This is a genomic window from Winogradskyella sp. (assembly GCF_965228925.1).
GTDB lineage: Bacteria > Bacteroidota > Bacteroidia > Flavobacteriales > Flavobacteriaceae > Winogradskyella.
In genome coordinates, this window is record NZ_OZ245845.1 from 2,471,028 (window position 1) to 2,494,284 (window position 23,257).

At 38.2% G+C, this 23,257-nt stretch carries 17 protein-coding genes; 7 read left to right on the forward strand and 10 right to left on the reverse strand.

Translation table 11 applies throughout. The features are described 5' to 3' along the window. Positions 1-52: 52 nt before the first annotated feature. The 7 genes from ACO052_RS10030 to ACO052_RS10060 form a co-directional block, all read right to left on the reverse strand. The gene (locus ACO052_RS10030; RefSeq protein WP_422107876.1) at positions 53-727 is read right to left on the reverse strand and encodes a hypothetical protein; all 675 of its coding nucleotides are present in this window, start codon (positions 725-727) and stop codon (positions 53-55) included. 162 nt (positions 728-889) lie between these two features. Beyond that, entirely contained in the window at positions 890-4,246 is a 3,357-nt protein-coding gene (secA, locus tag ACO052_RS10035) for a preprotein translocase subunit SecA (protein WP_422107877.1), read from the reverse strand. Between the two features lie 186 nt (positions 4,247-4,432). Continuing rightward, entirely contained in the window at positions 4,433-4,654 is a 222-nt protein-coding gene (locus ACO052_RS10040) for a DUF2795 domain-containing protein (RefSeq protein ID WP_008272287.1), read from the reverse strand. Positions 4,655-4,902: 248 nt separating this feature from the next. Then, positions 4,903-5,478, reverse strand: a complete 576-nt coding sequence (locus ACO052_RS10045; protein WP_422107878.1) for a cob(I)yrinic acid a,c-diamide adenosyltransferase — start codon at positions 5,476-5,478, stop codon at positions 4,903-4,905. Between the two features lie 111 nt (positions 5,479-5,589). After that, on the reverse strand, positions 5,590-8,100 hold the full coding sequence (locus ACO052_RS10050; protein ID WP_422107879.1) for a M14 family zinc carboxypeptidase: 2,511 nt from the start codon (positions 8,098-8,100) through the stop codon (positions 5,590-5,592). A gap of 85 nt (positions 8,101-8,185) precedes the next feature. Continuing rightward, positions 8,186-8,575, reverse strand: coding sequence for a PUR family DNA/RNA-binding protein (locus tag ACO052_RS10055; protein WP_422107880.1), 390 nt, complete (start codon positions 8,573-8,575; stop codon positions 8,186-8,188). 61 nt (positions 8,576-8,636) lie between these two features. Next, positions 8,637-10,394, reverse strand: a complete 1,758-nt coding sequence (locus ACO052_RS10060) for an ABC transporter ATP-binding protein (protein ID WP_422107881.1) — start codon at positions 10,392-10,394, stop codon at positions 8,637-8,639. A gap of 133 nt (positions 10,395-10,527) precedes the next feature. Between ACO052_RS10060 and ACO052_RS10065 the strand changes: the two genes are divergently transcribed. The 4 genes from ACO052_RS10065 to yajC all read left to right on the forward strand — a co-directional run bounded on the left by ACO052_RS10065 (position 10,528) and on the right by yajC (position 13,652). Further along, on the forward strand, positions 10,528-11,631 hold the full coding sequence (locus ACO052_RS10065) for a Glu/Leu/Phe/Val family dehydrogenase (protein WP_422107882.1): 1,104 nt from the start codon (positions 10,528-10,530) through the stop codon (positions 11,629-11,631). 124 nt (positions 11,632-11,755) lie between these two features. Next, positions 11,756-12,667: a transcription antitermination factor NusB gene (gene nusB / locus ACO052_RS10070; protein ID WP_422107883.1), complete on the forward strand. Its 912-nt coding sequence runs from the start codon at positions 11,756-11,758 to the stop codon at positions 12,665-12,667. A 147-nt stretch (positions 12,668-12,814) separates the two neighbouring features. Next, positions 12,815-13,321 carry a DUF1573 domain-containing protein gene (locus ACO052_RS10075; protein ID WP_422107884.1) on the forward strand — a complete coding sequence of 169 codons (507 nt, stop codon included), beginning with the start codon at positions 12,815-12,817 and terminating at the stop codon, positions 13,319-13,321. A 40-nt stretch (positions 13,322-13,361) separates the two neighbouring features. Next, on the forward strand, positions 13,362-13,652 hold the full coding sequence (gene yajC, locus ACO052_RS10080) for a preprotein translocase subunit YajC (RefSeq protein WP_422107885.1): 291 nt from the start codon (positions 13,362-13,364) through the stop codon (positions 13,650-13,652). Between the two features lie 52 nt (positions 13,653-13,704). Here the strand turns inward: yajC and ACO052_RS10085 are convergent, their stop codons facing one another. From ACO052_RS10085 to pepT, 3 genes are all read right to left on the reverse strand, one after another. Continuing rightward, positions 13,705-14,304: a YdeI/OmpD-associated family protein gene (locus ACO052_RS10085; RefSeq protein ID WP_422107886.1), complete on the reverse strand. Its 600-nt coding sequence runs from the start codon at positions 14,302-14,304 to the stop codon at positions 13,705-13,707. 91 nt (positions 14,305-14,395) lie between these two features. Continuing rightward, complete coding sequence (locus ACO052_RS10090) at positions 14,396-14,938, reverse strand: SRPBCC family protein (protein ID WP_422107887.1); 543 nt, start codon at positions 14,936-14,938, stop codon at positions 14,396-14,398. 252 nt (positions 14,939-15,190) lie between these two features. Continuing rightward, entirely contained in the window at positions 15,191-16,423 is a 1,233-nt protein-coding gene (pepT, locus tag ACO052_RS10095; RefSeq protein ID WP_422107888.1) for a peptidase T, read from the reverse strand. Positions 16,424-16,638: 215 nt separating this feature from the next. Here pepT and ACO052_RS10100 point away from each other — a divergent pair, with 215 nt between their 5' ends. The 3 genes from ACO052_RS10100 to ACO052_RS10110 are packed head-to-tail and all read left to right on the forward strand — an operon-like array spanning position 16,639 to position 23,256. Further along, a complete protein-coding gene (locus ACO052_RS10100) occupies positions 16,639-18,978 on the forward strand; it encodes a TolC family protein (RefSeq protein WP_422107889.1) in 2,340 nt (779 codons plus the stop codon). Positions 18,979-19,038: 60 nt separating this feature from the next. Continuing rightward, a complete protein-coding gene (locus ACO052_RS10105; RefSeq protein ID WP_422107890.1) occupies positions 19,039-20,124 on the forward strand; it encodes an efflux RND transporter periplasmic adaptor subunit in 1,086 nt (361 codons plus the stop codon). An 18-nt stretch (positions 20,125-20,142) separates the two neighbouring features. Further along, positions 20,143-23,256 carry an efflux RND transporter permease subunit gene (locus ACO052_RS10110; protein WP_422107891.1) on the forward strand — a complete coding sequence of 1,038 codons (3,114 nt, stop codon included), beginning with the start codon at positions 20,143-20,145 and terminating at the stop codon, positions 23,254-23,256. Position 23,257 lies beyond the last annotated feature (1 nt).

Here is a 23,257-nt window from a genome sequence, read left to right on the forward strand (position 1 = left end):
TAAATAATAAGTGATGTGGTCTCATTGAGTAGCCTGAAAATTCTTAGGATTACTAATTGCTCTCATTTATAGGCGAAATCATAATATGTGCCTTATGTGTTCCGGGGTTCATGATCCAAGGATGGTTAGCGGCCATGGGCACTTCTGGTAAACCTGTAGATTCTGCTGTTGCCCAAGGCATGTACACAACGTAGCGGAGTATAGCATCTGCAACTTCAGAAGTTTCAGGGTCGTAGATGGTTTTGTCGCCATAGTAAATATGCAAAGTGGTTCCAGTGGGGATTTGAAGTTCACCAGACTTCATCTCGGCTTCTCTAATGGCAAAAACGTCCCTTGCCGACTTTCCTTCTGCTCGCAGTGCTCTCCCTCTAGCCATAAAAGGGTCTAAGTCTTTATGGTAACAGGCTGCGTTAAACCCATCTTTTTTAGGGTCATCCGCAAGTACAATAAACTGATTGTCACCTTCACGGAGGGTTACAAAATCACCAGCCATATTATAACCGATAACTTTACAATTGGCTCTGCTTTCTTTGGGTGCAGCCATCAAGGCTGTTGCAATTAAGGCCTCATCTGAGTCGATGTCTTTATAAGAATCATAGTTTTTTTCAGTTGCAGTTTCTACTGAAGTGTCGTTTGGAGATGCTGCGTCTTCAATTTTTGAGTCGCCTGTTGAATTACAGGATACTAAAATCCCTGCGAGAAGACATATTTTGATAATTCGTTTCATATTTTGAGGTTTATGATCTTTCGATACGCGTTCTTTTAAAAATACAAAAAAACCTGATGCATAACATCAGGTTTTTTGTGTTTATATTTTTAATGAGATCCTGAAACGACACTTCGACTGCGCTCAGTGTGACAGTTCAGGATGACAAACCTAAGAGGTTTATCAATCATTCACCAAGACCCATTCGCCTTTGTCTATTAATGGAATGGCTTGCTTGTACTTAACCTCTTTGCTTTCGCCACTCATTACATGCTTTATCTTTACACGTTCGTTACGACCTATCTTCGGTTGCTCCCTTACAATCGTTTCTACTACCTGTGGTTTACGAGAGGCACTTTCTCCTGCTGCTCGGCTTTGGGCAGCACGCTCGTCCATATTAGGAATGTCCTCCTTTTGAGTTTCGAGCTTTTCTTGCTTACGCTTTTTGGCTTCTTGTATCGTACTGGCGGTTTCCTGAGGAATCTCCCCCTTAAACAAGAAGGAAATCACATCCTTATTCACCTGATCGATCATGCTCTTAAAGAGTTCAAAAGACTCAAATTTATAGATCAATAGTGGGTCTTTTTGCTCATGCACCGCTAACTGTACCGACTGCTTTAATTCGTCCATTTTACGCAAGTGCGTTTTCCAAGCATCATCGACAATGGCTAAGGTGATATTCTTTTCAAAATCGTTAATCAGTTGTGTACCTTTGGTTTCGTAAGCCTTTTCCAAGTCGGTTACTACCTGTAAGTTTTTCACGCCATCCGTAAATGGTACAACGATACGCTTAAAACGGTCGCGTTGGGTATTATACACATTTTCAATGACAGGGTAGGCCAAATCCGCCGCGCGTTGCATCTTTTCACGATAGTGCTTAAAAGCTTCCTTGTAAATCAATCCGGCAATCTCTTGTTCGCCCATTTTGGCAAACTCGGCTTCAGAAATTGGTGAGGCCATAGAGAAGTAACGAATTAATTCGAACTCAAAGTTTTTATAATCATTAGCCGCTTTATTGTTTATTGCGATACCTTCAGAGGTATCGAAAATCATATTCGCCAAATCCACACGCAGACGCTCACCATGTAAGGCATTACGGCGACGTTTGTAGACCACTTCACGTTGTGCGTTCATGACATCATCATATTCCAATAAACGCTTACGGACTCCAAAGTTATTTTCCTCTACTTTTTTCTGAGCACGTTCAATGGACTTAGAAATCATAGAATGTTGAATGACTTCGCCTTCTTTAAGTCCCATGCGGTCCATCATCTTGGCGATGCGCTCAGAGCCGAATAAACGCATCAGGTTATCTTCTAAAGACACATAGAACTGCGAACTTCCTGGATCTCCCTGACGACCAGCTCGACCACGTAACTGCCGGTCTACACGACGCGAATCGTGACGCTCCGTACCAACGATAGCAAGACCGCCCGCCTCTTTGACTTCGTCACTCAATTTAATATCGGTACCACGGCCTGCCATATTTGTTGCAATGGTCACCTGACCAGCATTACCAGCTTGCGCGACAATATCAGCTTCTTTTTTATGTTGCTTTGCGTTTAGGACATTGTGAGGAATCTTACGAATGCTCAACATTTTACCCAATAACTCAGAAATCTCAACATTGGTGGTACCTATCAAGACAGGTCGTCCTGCATTGGATAAGTCAACCACTTCGTCAATCACTGCATTATATTTTTCGCGTTTGGTCTTGTATACCAAATCTTCTCTATCATCTCTGGCAATAGGTCGGTTGGTAGGAATCTCCACCACATCCAGTTTATAGATTTCCCAGAATTCGCCGGCTTCAGTGACAGCCGTACCTGTCATACCAGACAACTTACGGTACATTCTGAAGTAATTCTGAAGGGTTACTGTGGCAAAGGTCTGCGTGGCTGCTTCAATCTTTACATTTTCTTTGGCTTCGATGGCTTGGTGCAATCCATCGGAATAACGACGACCGTCCATAATACGACCGGTTTGCTCATCTACAATCATCACCTTGTTATCCATCACCACATATTGCACATCCTTTTCAAAAAGCGCATAAGCTTTTAGCAATTGGTTAAGGGTATGAATACGTTCGGACTTAACACCGAAGTCTCTAAATAAGTCTTCCTTAAGAACAGCTTCTTCTTCTGGTGCTAAACCTTTTTCCTCAATTTTAGCGATTTCGGTGCCCATCTCTGGCATCACAAAGAAATTAGGGTTGTCCTTACCAGATAAGTAGTCCACACCTTTATCTGTCAATTCTACCTGATTGTTCTTTTCATCGATAACATAATAGAGTTCCGCGTCAACTTTAGGCATCTCTCTATTGTTATCTTGCATGTAGAAGTTTTCGGTTTTTTGAAGGAGTTGTTTTACGCCCTCTTCACTCAAGAATTTTATTAAGGCTTTATTCTTTGGAATACCTCTGTAAACACGCAATAATTGGAAACCGCCTTCTTTGGTATCACCAGCGGCGATTAACTTTTTAGCTTCGGCTAAAACACCTATGAGATATTTACGCTGTACCGCTTCTATTTGTTCTACCTTAGGTTTTAAAGCATCGAATTCGTGCTCATCTCCTTTTGGAATAGGACCTGAGATAATCAATGGCGTACGTGCATCATCAATCAATACCGAATCGACCTCATCCACAATTGCAAAGTGATGGGGACGCTGTACTAAATCTTCTGGGGCATGTGCCATATTATCACGCAAGTAATCGAAACCAAATTCGTTATTGGTACCGTAGGTGATATCGGCGTTATAGGCTTTGCGACGGGCATCGGAATTGGGCGTGTGATGATCGATACAATCTACACTTAAGCCGTGAAACTCGAATATAGGTGCCATCCAAGCGCTATCACGTTTGGCCAAATAGTCGTTTACTGTTACTAAGTGTACACCTTTACCTGCCAAGGCGTTTAAATACACGGGTAAGGTGGCTACCAAAGTTTTACCTTCACCCGTTTGCATCTCAGCGATTTTTCCTTGGTGCATGGCAATACCACCGATTAATTGCACATCATAGTGAATCATATCCCAAGTAATTGGCTTACCTGCGGCATCCCATGAGTTGGACCAAGTGGCTTGGTCACCCTCTAAAGTGACATAATCCTTTGCGCCCGACACTTCTCTGTCAAAAGCGTTGGCGACTACTGAGATTTCCGTATGGTTTACAAAGCGTTTTGCTGTTTCTTTTACAACAGCAAAGGCTTCTGGTAAAATATCGTTGAGCACGTCTTCTGTTAATTCATAAATATCGTCCTCAATCTTATCGGCTTGTACGTAGATCTCTTCGCGTTCGTCAATATCTTCAGTGACTTCGGCTTTCGCTAATAATTCATTTTGCTTTTCGAGCAAGGGTTTTCTGGCTTCAGCAATCTTAGCCTTAAATTCAGCCGTCTTGGCTCTAAGCTCATCGTGTGACAAAGCTTCTAAGGCCTGCTCAAAGGTTTTTATTTGGTTGACAATTGGTTGTATGGCACTAACGTCTTGTTTGGATTTATCTCCAACAAAAACTTTTAGTACTTTATCTAATATACCCATGTTATATGTTTTGAAACAGATTGATTGGTGTTCAAACTGTTTGTTATGTTATCAATTTGTTAGAAAACACTCCTAAAATCCCTTCGAGGGGACATCTAAGGTCGTGTTGTTTTTCGAATTTTCGAAAATAAAAAAAGTCTCTCAGTTAAGATAACGCAAGAGACTTTTTTGTAATCATATTATATGTTAATATTCGTCCTCATTCCAGAGGTAATCTTCATCAGTTGGATAGTCTGGCCAAATTTCCTCAATTGAGTCATAAGAATCTCCTTCATCTTCTATCGCTTGTAAATTTTCTACAACTTCTAAAGGCGCTCCAGTTCTAATCGCATAATCTATGAGCTCATCTTTTGTTGCTGGCCAAGGTGCATCACTTAAATACGATGCCAATTCTAATGTCCAATACATTTGCGTGTGGTTTTAATTTTTTGCAAAAATAATTTTTTAGCTGAATAATTCAAGAAAAAATTAAATTAATTAGTTCGTAAACTAAATATATTAATTTATCGGTCTCACTGAACATTTATATTTATGTGTTTTGAATAATTCAAAGTGCACTCATAAATGTTTAATCATTAATAAAAAGAACGTGTACTATTCAACTTTTTAAAGTCAAAATATTGCATTATTAGGCAATATAGCTGAGTTGATAAAAACTACGATTCTTTTTGTGGAATCCACTTTATTTCTTCAGCTTGTAAATCATGTGACAACTTCCGTGCCAACACAAAAAGGTAGTCCGAAAGACGATTGATATACATTAAGGTTTCAGGCTGAAAAGGCTCTAATTCATTGAGGTGAGACGCTAAGCGTTCTGCTCTACGGCATACGGTACGTGCTATGTGACAGAATGACACAGTCTGATGGCCACCGGGTAATACAAAATGGGTCATGGGTGGTAAACTGGCCTCCATATTATCCATTTCTTTCTCCAGACGTTCAATATCGTCTTTGGAAATCTTTGGAATGTTCAATCTGGCCTTTCCACTTTTTAGCATTGCTTTTGCAGGGTCTGTGGCTAGAATCGCTCCAACGGTAAATAACCGGTCCTGAATATGCATCAATGTATTTTTATACAATGGATCGATATCCTGATCGCGTATGAGTCCTATATGAGAGTTAAGCTCGTCTATAGTGCCGTAACTCTCTATGCGAATATGGTGTTTTGGGACACGTGTACCCCCAAATAGAGCCGTCGTGCCTTTATCTCCTGTTTTTGTGTATACTTTCATACAACAAAGTTAAAAGTTATAAGTCAGACCAACAAAGTGACGCGTATGGGTTATTGAGAAAATCTAGAGGTCTGGATTTTTTTAGCCATTAATTTCACTACGCTATACCTTCTACATTTCGTCTCTGAAAAAAATAGCATTCATTAATAACTTATGCGTACCATACCAAAATCCTCTAAAATTGGTGTTATCCGTAAAAGCTATAATATTTCCACGACCAAGACCACCAATTTTTAAGGGTATGGATAAGCTAAGACTATCCAAATTTTCTTCAGAGATATAACCACTCAGTAAAGGGTTTTTGGTATACTGAATAGGATTGTCGTAACTGTTTTTATTGGGTTTAATGAATAGGGTTGTATTTCTAAACACAGGTAATTTATCATTTTTGTATCCAAAATTGATGGGATGGGAGCGATCGAGTTGCGTTTCGAAAATAGCGCCACCAATAACCTGGGCTCCTCTGAAATTTCTGCGTTGTTCGTAGCTAATGGTTTTGGCTTGTATATTGTTTCTTTTTTTAAGACCAACCTTCATTAACTCTTTTGAGTTTAACCAACGCAGCGCATTTCTATACGCTATTAATGTGCCACCATCTTGAATCCAGGTTTTTAGTTTTTCAGTATTACCGTCATTCAAGCCAGAATTGGAGTTGACCATAATTATGGTATTGTATCTGCTTAAATCTGTGCGTCCCAAACTCCGCGTGTCAAGCTTAGTAGCGACAATGTCATAACGCGTGTCTAGCAAATGCCAAATTTCACCTGCGTCATAAGAGCTCATGCCATCTCCTACTAAAAGCGCAATTTTTGGCAGTTTTAAGGGTCTAAAATTATTGCTTCCTAAATCAATGCCTTCGTTTAAACCTGTTTCGACCGCATCAATGGTGATATGACTTTCAATGGCGAGCTTATTTAAATAGGTATAAATTTCTGATGTGGATAGGCCTTGATTCTTAGCAGGAATCATAATGGTGCCATAATCATAAGATTTGCCACCGGATTTAAAGTTTTTCAGGCTCACTTTAGCTCTAAGGCCTTTTTTAAGAATACGATTCAAAAGTTGAGGTGCATAATACGCGTTCCATTCATATAAATAGGCATACTCACTTTTTGAAGTCACCCCGCCTTTCTGAAGTACTAGGGTATCAATTTCGTCTCCAGCTTTGCCAGTAGTAGTTTCAGAATAATCTAAGTTGAAAGCCAGTGGGAATGTCCATGCAGAAACGTCATAAAACAAACTGTCTTGGAATGTGGTGCGTTTTTCGAACATTGCATTGATTAACCGTAGGTTTTTTTGATTTTTTGGAACGATATAACCATAGCCTTTTTTATAGGTTTTTCCATCTAAGGAAAAGCTGGACTTCACATCGTGAAACTTTATTTGATGTCGTTTTAATATTTCCGCTAAATGATAAGCCTTTGCCGCGTCTTTCTCATCACCGAAAACAATTGCCTTATTGCCTTCTTTAGAGGCTTCATTACGCGCATTTTTAAAGAAATTGTGCTGATATTCCAATATGTCTTTTCGCATGCTATTGGCCGCTTCGAGTGTAGATAATATTGCCGTGAATTGATTTCTAATGGTGAATGGAAAGGTCAATAAACCATTAGCGCTTTCCTGAACATGACCGCGAGAGCTCCCCTGTTCAAAGAGAATACCGATGCCGCCATTAATATCTGGAAATGTAGAGCCTTTTCCATAATAGAAATCATCGAAACTCTCTTCCGTATAGTATAAAGACCCTATTTTATCAAAGGCTTTGGCATGATACTCAGCAATGCCTTTGGTCAATTCCTGATTCATTTTAGGTGTCAAAGGATGCGTACGTGAAGGGATTCCTGGTTGGAAAAAGAAGCTAGAATTGGTACCCATCTCATGGTGGTCGGTTAAGATATTTGGCAACCAGCTATGAAACGTTTCAACACGTGCTCTAGATTCTGGTAGCTGCGCTGGTAACCAATCCCTATTTAAATCGAACCAGTAATGGTTAGTTCGTCCACCTGGCCATACTTCGCGATATTCTCTGTCATTTGGATCGGGGTTGAGATTCATATTCCTATTGGTATTAGCCCAATAAGCAAAGCGTTGCAAACCGTCTGGGTTCATACAAGGATCAAATAAAATGATGGTGTTATTTAGCCAATTATCAATGGTGTTATTTTCAGCAGCAGCAAGATAATAGGCAGCGACGAGCGCAGCATTTGAGCCACTTGGTTCGTTTCCATGTATGGAAAACCCTTGATAAACCACAATAGGTCTGTTCTCCAAATTACTTTCATTAGTTTCAGTAGCGGCTACATGTGCTTTTTTAATCGCATTGATATTTTTATGATTCTGAGGTGAGGTTATGGTTAACAATAACAATGGTCTATCCTCAAAAGTGTTGCCTCGGTCTTCAATCGTAATTCTGTCTGATGCTTCGGCTAGTGCGTACATGTATTGTACAAGCTTATCATGTGTAACGTGCCATTGGCCAACCTCATGGCCTATCACGCTTTTAGGTGTTGGTATGTTTGGGTTATACGTTACCCCTTTAGGCAAGTAATACGATAAGCTAGTTTGAGATTGCGAGAAAAGGGTAGTGCTGGCTAGAACTAAAAATAAGGCAATGCGATGCATATATTTTGGAGTTGGTTAAACCCTAAAAATAAAAAAACCGCTACTATCGGTAACGGTTTTTATTATAATTTAACAGAACTAAGCTCTAGATATCATCGAAGCTAATATCGGTAAAATTGTCAGTACTCTGTCTGTCTTCTGATGTTTTTGCTTCTTGGGCTACAAAGTCATCTTCGCGCTTAAAATCCTTTTGATGGCGCTCGCTAATAACTTCCTCACCTTTTTCACTAATGATGTAGTCCGTCATTTCAGCTAAAATTTCTCTAAACTCAGAAAAGTCTTCTTTATAAAGGTAAATCTTATGCTTTTTGTAATGGAAAGACCCATCGTCGTTGGTGAATTTTTTACTTTCGGTAATGGTTAGGTAGTAATCTCCCGCTTTTGTCGCTCTAACATCAAAGAAATAGGTTCGTCTTCCTGCGCGCAGTACTTTTGAATATATTTCTTCTTTATCCATCATATCAAAATCGCTCATAAATCAGTCTTATTTAAATTTCAACTCAAAAATCTAAAAAAAAAGTTAACTGACAAATAAATTATAGCATTTCTTTTTCGGAGAGCTGTTTTGTATAAAGATCCTTGTAATAACCTTCAACATTTATAAGACTTTCATGGTTTCCTCTCTGAATTATTCTACCATCTTCTAAGACAATAATATGGTTGGCATTTTTAGCAGAGGACACCCGATGACTCACAATGATGGTTGTTTTGTCTTTGGTAAGTTTAACCAGATTTTTAAGGATTTTTTCTTCAGTTTCTGTATCAACTGCAGACAGACAGTCATCAAAAAGTAGAATATCTGGTGTCTTGATGATGGCTCTGGCAATAGACACACGCTGCTTTTGTCCTCCGGATAAAGTAATGCCACGTTCTCCTAAAACCGTATCGTAGCCTTGTTTAAATCCAATGATGTTTTTATGAACTCTTGCATTTTTGGCAGCCTCAATAACCTCTTCATCAGAGGCATCTTCTTTACCAAATTTTATATTGTTTTTTATGGTATCTGAGAATAAGAACGCATCTTGAGGAACATAACCAATACTTTCTCTGAGGCTCATAAGGTTTAATTGGGCTATGGTCTTGCCATCAACCAAAACGCTTCCTTGATCTATGTCATAAAGCCTACCGATGAGATCGAGTATGGTGGATTTGCCCGACCCCGTTTTACCTAGTATGGCAAGTGTTTCACCAGACTTAAGGGAAAAGCTCACGTTTTTCAAAGCTTCAATATTGGTATCTGGATAAACAAAAGATACATCCTTAAATTCAATATCGCCTCTAATCGGTGTTAATTCATTGGCAATATTTCGAATTTCGGGTTCTGTCTTTAAAAACTCATTGATACGCTCTTGTGAAGCCTCCGCTTGTTGCACTAAGGATGTGACCCAACCCACTGTGGCCACTGGCCAAGTCAACATGTTGACATAGATTATGAACTCGGCTATTGTCCCTATATTCTCAATCTCACCGTTCATATATTGCATCCCGCCAACGTAGATAACAATCAAGTTACTAATGCCGATGAGCAATATCATTAAAGGGAAGAAGAGGGCTTGTACTTTGGTGAGGTTAATTTGTTTTTGTCTATTTTCTATGGATAAGTCTTCAAATTCCGAATTAGTTTTTGGCTCAATGCCATAAGATTTAATCACCGAAATACCGCTAAAGGTTTCTTGTGCATACGTGGAGAGCGTAGATAGTGATTGTTGCACTATGGTACTTCGTTTGTTTATAAGCCGACTTAAGTTATATATGGCAATAGAAAGGATAGGTAATGGTATTAATGTATAAAGGGTAAGTTTTGGGGCCGTACTTAGCATATATATAATGGCTACCGTGAACAAAGTCACTGTATTAATACTATACATTAAAGCAGGTCCGGCATACATCCGCACTTTACCAACATCCTCGCTTATACGGTTCATTAAATCCCCTGTTCTATTTGATTTGTAGAAATTCAAAGAAAGGATTTGGTAATGCTGATAGATTTCATTTTTTAGGTCGTATTCGATATATCTCGAAACATTGATAATGGTCTGACGCATTAAAAACGTAAATAAACCTGCCACTACCGCTGCTCCTACGATGTATGATACATCAGTAATTAATTCTGTCTTAAAAACTTCATAAGAGATTTTGCCCTCTAAGCGGTCTGAAATAACATTAATAGCGTCACCGACAAATCGAGGAGTAAACAACACAAATATCTTTGCAATTATTGTGATGATGACACCTACAATTAATCGATATCTGTACTTATAAAAATATTTATTGAGATGTTTTAGTGCTTTCATAGTGCATTTGGTCAGTCAAAAGTATTACGTTAATCTTATTTCAACGTTAATATTTTGCTAATCCTCTAATTATAATTTATTTTTGCTCGCTGTTTTTAGATATCTTTCAAACGGCCTTAAATCTAAATCTTAAATGACTTCAGAAATAATAAGTTCTAAAGCGCTTTCAAAAGCAGACCCCGTATTTGGTCAAAATTCATTCGATGACCACGAGCAAATCGTTTTTTGCAACGACAAAGATACAGGTTTGAAAGCGATTATTGGTATACATAATACAGTGTTGGGACCAGCCTTGGGTGGTACGAGAATGTGGGATTATAAAAATGAGTGGGAGGCCCTAAATGATGTGCTGCGCTTATCACGTGGGATGACCTTTAAATCTGCTATTACTGGTTTAAATTTAGGTGGAGGAAAAGCCGTAATTATCGGTGATGCCAAAACTCAAAAAACACCAGAACTCATGAGACGTTTTGGTGAGTTTGTCCATTCTTTAAGTGGGCGATATATCACAGCGGAAGATGTAGGTATGGAGACGGCGGATATGGATTTAGTTAGGGAAGTGACCCCTTATGTTACTGGAATTTCTCAGAATAAAGGTGGAGCCGGAAACCCTTCGCCAATTACAGCCTATGGTGTGTTTATGGGCATGAAAGCGGCAGCAAAGTTCAAGTATGGCTCGGATATTATAGAAGATAAAAATGTATTCGTTCAAGGTATTGGCAATGTAGGTGAGGCATTAGTAGAACATTTAATAAATGAAGGCGCTAATGTTACCATATCGGATATCAGTCAAGAGCGTATGGAAGACGTAAGCTCCAAGTATGGCGTTAAAATTTATGAAGGCAATGATATCTATAGTGAAGCCATGGATATCTACGCACCTTGTGCTTTAGGAGCGACCATAAATGATAATACCATTTATAAGTTACAAGCTGAAATTATTGCTGGTGCAGCTAATAACCAGTTGGCAGACGAAAATAAACACGGCAGAATTTTACAGGAACGCGGTATCGTATATGCTCCGGATTTTTTAATTAATGCGGGTGGTATTATTAATGTGTATGCTGAGCTAGAGAATTATGACAGACAAGAGATTATGCGTAAAACCGAAAATATATACAATACCACATTAGAAATCTTGGACAATGCTAGAGCCAATGATTTAACAACTCACAAAGCGGCTTTTAGCATAGCTCAAGAGCGTATTGAAACTCGTAAAAGAGAAAATTCTAAATAATTTTTTTCGGAATTAAATAATAGTATTTTTGCAGGGTGAATCAATGTTGATTCACCTTTTTTAATAACCCAGATAACGCGGTTCTTTCTAGATGCTGAATAGAAGACACATCAGAATAAAAGTCATGCAATCTTTGTATGCTTTTAAAGGTCATGAGAGTGACGATTTGGTTAAAGACGAAAAGTTTTTACTGCATAGTTTAGACGGTATGCTCGATTTGTACCTTTCTATTATGGCATTGCTTACCGAATTGCATAAGAAGAGTAAAGATTACAACCAAAAGTTGCAAAAAAAGCTTTTAAGTGCCGATTCTGACAGAAACCCTAACACCAAGTTTCAAGATAATTTATTATTGAATTTTATTAGCGATAATAAAATGTTGCAAGATGTTATCGCCAAGCGAAAGCTAAACTTTTGGCATCTCGATTTTGAATATGTAGATATGCTTTTTAAAACCATTAGAAAAAGCAAGCTCTACGATGACTATCTGAATAGCCCTGATGTCGGTTTTATGCACGATAAACAATTTATCATCACTATTTATACAGAAATTATTGCCCCTAATGATAAATTGTTCGATTATTTTGAGGACAAAAAATTAACTTGGGTTGATGACTTTCCTGTGGTAAATACCGTTCTACTAAAACTTTTAAGAAAGGTAAAGCTCACCTCACCAGAGACTAAGTTATTGCCAGATTTATACAAGGACGAAGAAGATAAAGCCTTTGCCAAGGATTTATTAAAAAAGACCATTTTGAATAATTCAAAATTTGATGAGGAAATCTCCAAAAAAACTACGAATTGGGATACTGAGCGCCTAGCCAGCTTGGATGGTTTATTATTAAAAATGGCCCTTTGCGAATTTCAAAAATTTCCGTCCATTCCACATAAGGTTACCATTAATGAATATTTAGAAATTGCCAAAGAATATTCGACTCCAAAAAGTAGCTTGTTTATTAATGGTATTTTAGATAAAATCGTCAAGGAATACCAGTCCAAAAAAATGTATCCTAAAGCGGGTCGAGGACTAATGTAAAAATACTTGTAAGTTAATTCTTTCATAAACCTGTTAAGAGCGCTCTAAAAAATTTTAATTGCTGCTAATTATTATTACCTTTGCCCGGAATTATTATTACCTTAGCCCCTTGAAAATTCAAAACGTATTAATTAAAAATAATAAGTAATGAAAAAGTTAATCTTAGGACTTAGCGCTTTATGTATGGTAGCTTTTACATCTTGTAAAGATGATGCAGCTAGTAAAGTGAATTCAGAAAAAGTAGCTGTTGCTGCTGAGCGTGATGCTAACGCAGGTAATTTACCTGTAATGGAAATGGACAAAATGGAGCACGACTTTGGGACTATTGTCAACGGAACTCCTGTTGAAACAATTTTTAAATACAAGAATACAGGAAACTCTATGTTGGTAGTAAGCAATATTAAGAGTACTTGTGGTTGTACAGTACCTTCAAACTATACCAAAGAAGTAGCACCAGGAGAAACAGGTCAGTTCACTGTAAAGTTCAACGGTAAAGGTAATGGTAAAGTGTCTAAATCTTTAACGATGACGACTAATACCGAAAAGGGTACGGAAGTGGTAAAAATCACAGCAATGGTTGAGAAAGATCCAAATGCCCCGGCACCTGTTAAGCCTGCTAGCAATCCTTTACCAGCAGCGAAGACAGCAAACTAGTCTTCGTTGATTATTTAATACTATCAATTAACAGAATTTAATGGAAGGATTAGGATCGTTTTTACCGTTTATTGCCATTTTTGCGGTGATGTATTTCTTTATGATTGCACCACAGTTAAAGCGCCAAAAACAAGAAAAGAAGTTTGCAAGTGAGCTAAAACGTGGAGACCGTGTCATCACTAAAAGTGGTATGCATGGAAAAGTCGTAGAATTAAACGATAAAGACCATAGCTGTGTTATTGAAACATCAGCTGGTAAGATAAAGTTTGAGCGTTCTGCGATTTCAATGGAAATGAGTAAAAAATTAAATACATCTGCTAAAGCAAAGTAGGATCCTTTCTTTGAAATATAACTAAAGCCGCTCTTTGAAGTGGCTTTTTTATTTAGCAATTTTTGTATTTATCGTACAAACCAATGCCTTTCATAATCATTGGTGTAATTTTTTCTATGCGCGATTGTTTGGTGGCTTCTCTTTTGGCCTCGTTGATATAACCGCAATATTCGCGCTGTTTCCCCGGTGTTAAAGCAGAAAAACCTGACTTCAGTTCAGCATTTGTGTTTAAAATCGCTTCTAATTCTGGGGGAATAACCACTTGTTTCGCTTGGCGCTGTGGTTTTAGTTCTTTTCCTGCCTTTTGGTTAGCGATAGCTTCCTTCACATAGGCTAATACCAAATCCTTCTTGATATCTACCTTGGTTTCAAACCGCATTTGCCTTAAAGCTTTTGTTTTGCCCTCTTGTGCATTCACTAATAGCTTATGTTCATCTTTTAAAAAGACCCCTTGAAAAAACCAAATACCAAAATGGTTTTTAAATGCCCCCAAGCCAACAACATTTTTACCATTGGAGCAATACGTGGGGGCACTCCATTTCAATGTTTCCTCAAGTCCTGTTGAATTGATAATATCACGCAGAATAGTCAGTTCCTCGCTATAATGCGCGTTTGTTTCTATGTATTCTTCTACGGAGTATACTTTTTTCATAATTATAGTTTTATAAAAGAAAACAACACTTTAAAAGCATGGTTCGTATGATTTCAGATGATTAGAGCCAAACACGGTCGTTGATAAAAAATTAGTTTTCTGTGGCGCTATAGTTTTTTGTATTGTTCTCAATGGTTTTCTTTAAGCTGGCAAGATTTGTGTCTTCCTGTGCTTTGATAGAACTTCCTACCAAGGCCATAATGGATTTAGATACCATGCCATTTCCAACGGCCGTGGTGTTCGATGTTATTTTTGTTTTTCCACCAAGAGCTTCCATGGCGAGTTTGTAATCCATATTCATAAAGTCCGATGTAAAGGACATAGCGATGGATTTATTAGGTACGATGTCTTTAATGGTTTCCCTAATGACCATTTCTTGACCTTCATTTATAAAATAAACATCAGATACAGCTCCTACAGTACCAGGTGTTCCACTGACTTGTTCGATGCGCTGAAATCCATCCAACCAATCAGCCATTTTTTCTTCATCCTGACTAACTGCCCAAGCTTCGTCTAATGGTTTATCTACCGTTACTTCACACTGATAAGTCACTTCCGACTTGATTAATCCCAAAAGGAAAAACCCAATGATTAAAAGGGCCAAAATTCCAAATATATACTTTAAATACTTCATCTTTTGATTGTTAGTTATAGTTTAATATTATACTTATTTGAACTTTGAATATAGAACAATTTAGATGTTTAGGTATAGCCTAAAGATAATGAATTGTAATTGATACAGGCTAAGTGATTATCGATCCGCTGTTCAATGTGGTGTTTTTTACGTTTGTAGTAAAATATACTTTAGGCTCTATTTAGACAACCTTGAATTCTGCATTTTTTGCCCGATTCCATTCGATATGACAGGATTATCCCCTCCTACAAGTTATTTGTATTTATTAGCGGTCAATTCAGCAATCTTACAAATCACTTCTACGGCTTTTTGCATACTTTCAACAGGGACGTACTCATAGCGACCGTGAAAGTTGTGCCCTCCTGCAAAAATATTAGGACAGGGTAAGCCCATATAAGACAACTGCGAGCCATCTGTACCACCTCTAATGGGTTTTATCAATGGTGTAATGCCTAAAGTCGTCATGGCCTCTTCAGCAATATCAACAATATGCATGACGGGTTCAACCTTTTCTCTCATGTTATAGTATTGGTCTTTAATCTCTAACTCAAATACTTCAGCTTGATACTTGCTATTGAGATTTGCCACGATTTTTTCCATTAAAGCTTTACGGGCCTCAAACTTCACCTTATCATGGTCCCTAATAATGTATTGTAAGGTGGTTTCCTCGACCTTACCTTCGATATGGTATAGGTGGAAGAAGCCCTCATAACCCTCTGTGCGTTCTGGTGTTTCCTCTTTGGGTAAGGCATTGATAAATTCTGAGGCATAATACATGGAGTTGACCATTTTACCCTTGGCATAACCTGGATGAACAATCTTCCCGATAACCCGAATTTTGGCACCTGCAGCATTAAAGTTTTCGTATTCCAACTCGCCAATTTGGCTACCATCCATAGTGTAAGCCCAATCGGCGCCAAATTTTTTAACATCAAACTTATGGGCGCCACGTCCAATCTCTTCATCTGGCGTAAAGGCGACCTTGATAGTGCCATGCTTAATTTCAGGATTGTTAATCAAATACTCCATGGCCGTCACGATCTCCGTAATACCCGCTTTATCATCCGCTCCTAGAAGTGTCGTGCCATCTGTAACGATTAAGGTTTGACCAACGTAAAGTAGTAAATCTTCAAAGTAACTTGGGGATAGAATAATGTTTTCTTCAACATTTAAAGCGATATCCTTGCCGTCATAGTTTTTGACGACTCGGGGTTTTACATGCTTTCCTGTAAAATCGGGAGATGTATCAAAATGAGATATAAATCCTATGGTTGGCACCTCATAATCGACATTACTTGGTAGGGTAGCCATGACATAAGCATTATTATCAATGGAAACATCTTTCATACCTATCGAAATTAACTCTTTTGTGAGCTTGTGTGCCAAATCCCACTGTTTTTGTGTACTTGGTGTCGTATTGGAATTTGGATCGGATTCCGTGTCGATGGTTACATAACTTATAAAACGATCAATAATGTGTTGCATGTTTAAAGTTTTTACCAAAAATAACAACTATTGCTAGGAAACATTAAACAGAAATGAAATACTTTTTAATTTATTGGTTTCTAATAAAATAAACTTTACTTTTATTGAAGTGTTATGAACCATTTAGCCAACTATGCACTATACCACCAGTTTTTTACTGACTTTAAGACTCGTTTTATTCTTCACCTTAAAGAATTCTACAAAACTAATTTGACATGAAAAAACAACTAACCGCTCTTGTTTTATGTATTAGTACTATTGTTCTAGCACAAAAACCTAATTATAATATCGGTGTTTTATTAGATAATAATTCAGCAGATTTGACTCCAATTGTGGAGCGATTAAAATCTCAAATTAGCGCTGTCGTTGGGGAAGATGCCACGATTAGTTTTCCGTTAGAAAATTTTTTAGTTAATGGCTATGACCTTCAAAAAGCCAAGCAAAACTATGAACAACTTTTGAATAACGACACGGATATTATCTTGGCCTTTGGTGTTATTAATAATGAGGTTGTGAGTAAACAAAGTAGCTATCCCAAGCCAACGATTTTGTTTGGTGCGGTGAATAGCGATTTTATTGAATTGGACTTAAGCAAGACCAGTTCGGGTATTTCTAACTTCACGTATTTAATTGATTCACAATCCTTTCTGGATGATTTTAAGATTTTCAAGGAGCTTACTGAGTTTAAAACTTTAGGGATTGCCATCGAAAGACCACTAATGGACTTTCTGCCGCTTAAAGAAACATTTGACAGGGAATTTGAAGAATTGAATGCCGATTACAAATTAATCCCTTTTGATAATGCGGCTGATATTACTCAAAACCTGACGGATATTGACGCGATATATTTGGCAGGTGGTTTCTTTTTGGCGCAAGACGATATCAAAGTATTGGCGAAGGCTTTTATACAACAAGGCTTACCCTCTTTTACAGCTTTAGGCATTGATAAGGTAAAGGAAGGTATTATGGCTACCAATCAAGCAGATGACGATTTTGACCAGTTCTTGCGTCGTATAGCCTTAACTGTTGAAGGCTATATCAATGGGAGACCATTGTCTGAAATGCCAGTTTATATTGAGAATAAAAGTAGATTAACCATAAATTTTAATACGGCAGAGGCTGTAGGTGCCATTATAAAATATAGTCTCATCAACAATACCGATTTTGTGGGCGAAATGAAAAATGCCTTATCTGAAAAGCAGTTTGATCTTTTGGAAGTCATTAATGAGGTGCTGAATAAAAATTTGTTCTTACAATCATCCCAAAAGGATGTTGATCTGTCCTCTCAAGATGTAAAAACCGCTAAAAGTAATTATTTGCCAAGTATTACTGCCGCTGCTAATGGCACTTATACGGATCCTGAATTGGCCGAAATAAGCAATGGCCAAAATCCTGAGTTTCAAACGGCTGGTAATATCACTTTAGAGCAAGTTGTTTTTTCAGAGTCTGCAAATGCTAACATTTCTATTCAAAAAAGTTTGCAGAAAGCTGAGCAAGAAAATTTTAACACGGATCAATTAGACCTTATTTTCGATGCCACTAATGTCTATTTTAATGTTCTTGTGTTAAAGACCAATGCTCAAGTGCAATTGCGTAATTTAGATTTGACTAAGCGCAATCTTGAAATTGCTACCCAAAACTTTGAGGCAGGAGAGTCGGGAAAGTCCGATATGTTGCGTTTTCGCAGTCAATTGGCTCAGAATACCCAAACTATGGTGCAGGCTATAAACCAGCTCGAACAAAGTTTTGTCTCATTGAATCAATTGCTTAATAACCCCGTAAATACAGAAATAGATATTGAAGATGCCGAACTTGGTGAAGGTATATTTGAGACCTACAACTACAATCAGCTAAGAGATTTACTTGATGATCCGGTATCTCGCGAACCATTTATAGAATTTCTAATTCAGGAAGCTAAGACTAATGCGCCAGAGCTCAAGTCTTTGGGTTACAATTTAGATGCTACAGAACGCAATATTAGGTTAAATAGCGGGGGACGTTTTTTGCCTACTGTGGCTTTACAAGGACAATATAATCAGGTGTTCGATAGAAGTGGGTTAGGAAGTACGGTATCGCCACCATTCGCATTGGTTGACAATAATTACAGTGTGGCTTTGAATGTATCAATACCTATTCTTAATCAGAATCTCAACAATATTAATCGCCAAACAGCTATTATTCAGAAAGACCAATTAAATATCAATAAAGAAAATACTGAATTGGCCATAGCCGCCAACGTAAGAAATGGTGTTCTGAACCTCATTAACGAGATTTCTAATATTGAATTATCTAAAGTCTCGGAAGAAACAGCCAAAGAAGCCTTAGAGTTAACCCAGACTGCATATTCTAGTGGAGCCGTTAATATTATCCAGTTGATTGATGCCCAAAACAATTATTTAAATGCGCAGTTAGATCGGGCCAATGCAATTTATAATTATTTAATTAATGCCTTGCAGTTGGAACGTTTCCTAGGCTATTACTTTTTACTCAATAGTAAAGAGAGCAACGATGCTTTTACACAGCGCTTTTTAGAATTTTTGAATTCGAGAAACTAATACAAAGAATACAGCTTGATGACTGTTTTATTATTCAAGCCTAACTTAAATACAACCAAAATGAAACACGGACTTAAAAATTTCAGTTTAGTTATTATGACTTTATTGCTTTTCGCTTGTGGTGAAGAGGAAAAGGTCGCCGAAAAACTTACAAGACCGGTCAAATATCAAGAAGTCGGATATTTAGGAGGTGAAAAGATAAGGAGTTTTAGTGGAACGGCGCGAACCGATAAAATCATCAATTTAAGTTTTAGAAATACAGGAATCATTACAGAATTTGATATAAAACTCGGTCAAAAAGTCAAAAAAGGGCAGATGTTGGGAAGACTCGATAATGTGCAATCACGTTTAGCCTATGAGCAAGCTGTTACACAACTTAATAGTGCCGAATCACAAATGAATACAGCCAAACTAAGTTTAAACCGTACACGTTCGTTGTTTGAAAAAGGGAGTGCGTCTTTAAGTGATTTCGAAGCAGCAAAAAATGCCTATAAAACCGCACAAGAAAGTTATCAATCCGCTAAAAGAGGCGTTGGCATTCAGCAAGATCAAATCAACTATGGCTATATTTATGCTCCAGAAGATGGAGTCATAGCCTCAGTGACTGCCGAAATCGATGAGACCGTTAGTCCAGGACAAGCCGTTGCCACGCTTAATGCCGGAACAGATATGGAAATTACCCTTGGAATACCAGAAAGTGTGATTAACGGCGTAAAACAAGATATGAATGTAGAAGTGGATTTTGCCTCGCTACCAGATAAGCAATTTAGAGCTAAAGTGACCGAGGTAGCACCAGCAGTCGATGCAAATACGGCCACCTATCCCGTTCGCGTTCGAGTCACCAATCCGAGCGAAGAAATTAAAAGCGGTATGGCTGCCAATGTTACTTTTGACTTTGGAGAACGAAAAGATAGCAATACAACCTTGGTTATTCCTGCTAGTGCGGTGGGAGAAGATAGTAATGGACGCTTTGTCTTTTTAATTGAAACCGAAGGAGAGAGTTCCAAAGTAAAAAAGCAAAAAATTGCTATAGGAGACTTAACCTCCGAAGGCTTTGAAGTAAAATCTGGATTGTCGGCCGGACAAAAAATAGCAACTGCGGGTTTACAGACATTACTGGATGGCCAAGAAGTTAAACTTCAATAATAAAATACGAACCAACCTATGAATTTAGCAAAATTCTCTATCGATAAAAACCGTATCACATTTATGGTATTGGCCACTATTATTCTTTTAGGGATTAATATGTATTTTGAGTTATCACAAGACAGTATGCCACCTTACACGGTTCGTGTGGCCACGGTGGTCTCTCAGTTTCCTGGTGCCAGTCCAGAGCGTGTAGAGCTTTTGGTAACGGATAAAATTGAAAAAGTGTCGCAAGAACTTCCTGAATTGGATAAAGTTACCAGTACATCCCGTACGGGATTATCCGTCGTCAGTGTGACCTTAAAGGATGAGGTACCACCAGAAGACATGCAGTCCGTATGGGACCGATTAAGACGAAAGCTCAATGCCATACAGGGCTTACCAGATGGGGTAAAACCAAATCTAGATGATGATGGTATTGGGGATGTTTATGGTATAGTGGTCGGGTTAACATCAGATGGCTTTAGCTATGCCGAAATGAAGGAATATGCGGATGATATTAAAGATGATTTAATTAAACTGCCAGACGCGGCAAAAGTAGAATTGGGTGGTGTCCAAGACGAACGCGTTTTTGTCGAATTTGATAATACACGCTTAAAAGAATATGGCTTATCTGCCTCTAGATTGCAACAGACCATTGCATCCACCAATATACTCAACTCGGGTGGACAAGTTAATGTTGGGGACGAGCGTATCATTTTGGAGCCTACGGGAAATTTTAATTCTGTCGATGATATTAGTAATATGCTGATAGCCGTTGGTGACGGGTCACAATCTGTAAAACTTGGCGATATCACGACCATTACAAAAGGTTATATTGATCCACCTTCGCAAATCGTAAGTGTTGATGGTAAGGAAGCGATATCACTCCATGTTAACTTGAAAGAGGACAAAAATGTGGTGTATCTAGGTGAGGCGGTCGATTTAGTAGTCGCAGAATGGCAATCTAGACTTCCTGTAGGCTTGGAACTAACACGAGTATCCTCCTTGGATGACTATATCGATTTTAAGGTCAGTGATTTTATGGTCAATTTAATGCAGTCCATCAGTATCGTTTTAATAGTGATGCTTGTGTTTTTAGGCATTCGTACCGGTTTTGTCATTGCTAGTTTAATACCTATAGTCACTATAATGACCTTAATGATTATGGGCTTAATCAACGTAGGATTAAATCAAGTCACCTTAGCGGCATTAATTATGGCTTTGGGAATGTTGGTAGACAACGCCATTGTTGTTGCAGAAACAATTATGGTGAAATTGGAACAGGGAGTCGACAAGTATAAAGCGGCTATAGAGGCCTTCTCTGAACTTTGGATGCCGCTTTTAATCTCAACTTTAACTACTTCCGCTGCCTTTTTGGCGTTTTACTTATCTCCGACAACCATGGGAGATATTGTAGGGCCTATATTTGTGGTCATTTCTATAGCCTTGTTATCCTCTTGGTTAGTTGCGCTAACCGTAATTATTATGTTCTGCTATATGTTCTTGAAAGTAGCTCCCAAAGGTGAGAAAAAACCAAGTTTGGTGGATCGGATTATTGCTTCTGCAAAGCGCTATTACAAGGATCTGATTATGATTGCTTTATATCATAAATACAAAGTGATTATTGGGATTTTTATAGCATTCTTTATTTCGCTCTATGGTTTTGGATTTATCCCATTTATCTTTTTTCCGGATAGTGACCGAAATATGATTACTATTGATATTAACCTTCCGGAAGGGAATAAGATAGAACGTACAACCGAAGTTGTAAAGAAGATTGAAATCTTTATGCAAGACTCTTTGCGCACCAATGAGCGTCGTGATAAGGGTATTCTTAATTGGTCATCCTATATCGGTGAAGGCCCGGAGTCTTATGATTTGGGTTATCAGCCAGATGAAGCTAATTCTAATTATGCACACATATTGGTGAATACCACATCCTTTAATGAAAATACTGAAATGGTCAAACGCCTAGACGCATATACCTTCCGAAATTTTCCGAATGCAGATATTAAGGTTGGTTTTCTAGCTGCAGGCGGTGGTGGTACTCCAATAGAAATAAAAGTATCAGGACCAGACCCAGATGTCCTTTCTAGCATTGCTGAGCAAGTAAAATTGAAATTATCAGAAGATCCTACCACTAAAAATGTGAAGGATGATTGGGGACCAAAGAGTAAGAAGTTTATTATTGAAATTGACCAGAGTAGGGCGCAAATAGCTGGTATTACAAGTTCAGATATTGCCACATCGTTGCAAACGGTATTAGATGGCTTTCAAACAGGCGAATATCGCGAAGATGATAAATCCATTCCCATATTAATGCGAAGCGGGGATAGCCAACAGCAATCCCTTGCGTCTTTAGAAACTTTAAACATCTACGCTCAAAATAGTGGTAAGAGTGTACCACTGCTTCAGGTAGCCAATATTGTACCGCAATGGCAATATGCAAAAATTAAACGCTTGGATTTAGATCGCACCATTAACGTGAGTAGCGAATTACGCGAAGAGGGTAACGCTTCTGAGACCATGGCTATAATGACACCTTGGCTCAATGAACAAATGGCTAATGTTTGGCCGGACGACTATTCATATTCTTTAGGTGGTGATGCAGAGCAGACTGCTGATAATATGGGGCCTATTATTGGTTATTTACCTATTTCAGGCTTTATTATTGTTTTACTGCTTATTATTCAGTTTAACTCGTTCCGTAAAATGGTTATGGTCGTATTGACCATTCCTCTAGGAATTATAGGCGTAGTGATAGGCTTACTCATATTTCAAGAAGCCTTTGGTTTTATGCCGTTTTTAGGGGTGATTTCGTTGGCAGGTATCGTGATTAACAACGCCATTGTCTTGATTGACCGAATGGAGGTGGAGCAATCTGCAGGACGTACGGATCAAGATGCAGTCATTGCGGCATGTTTACAGCGTTTCAGACCTATCTTATTATCAACGTTTACGACAGTGCTCGGTTTAGTGCCGTTGTATGTGTCGGGAGGTGAAATGTGGGAAGGTATGGCTGTGAGTATTATGATAGGCTTATTATTTGGAACTATTATTACATTATTGTTTATTCCATCTTTATATAGTGCCTTATTTAAAGTAAGCTATAAAGGGTATCAATTTAATGAACAGTTATTAGAGGATTAAC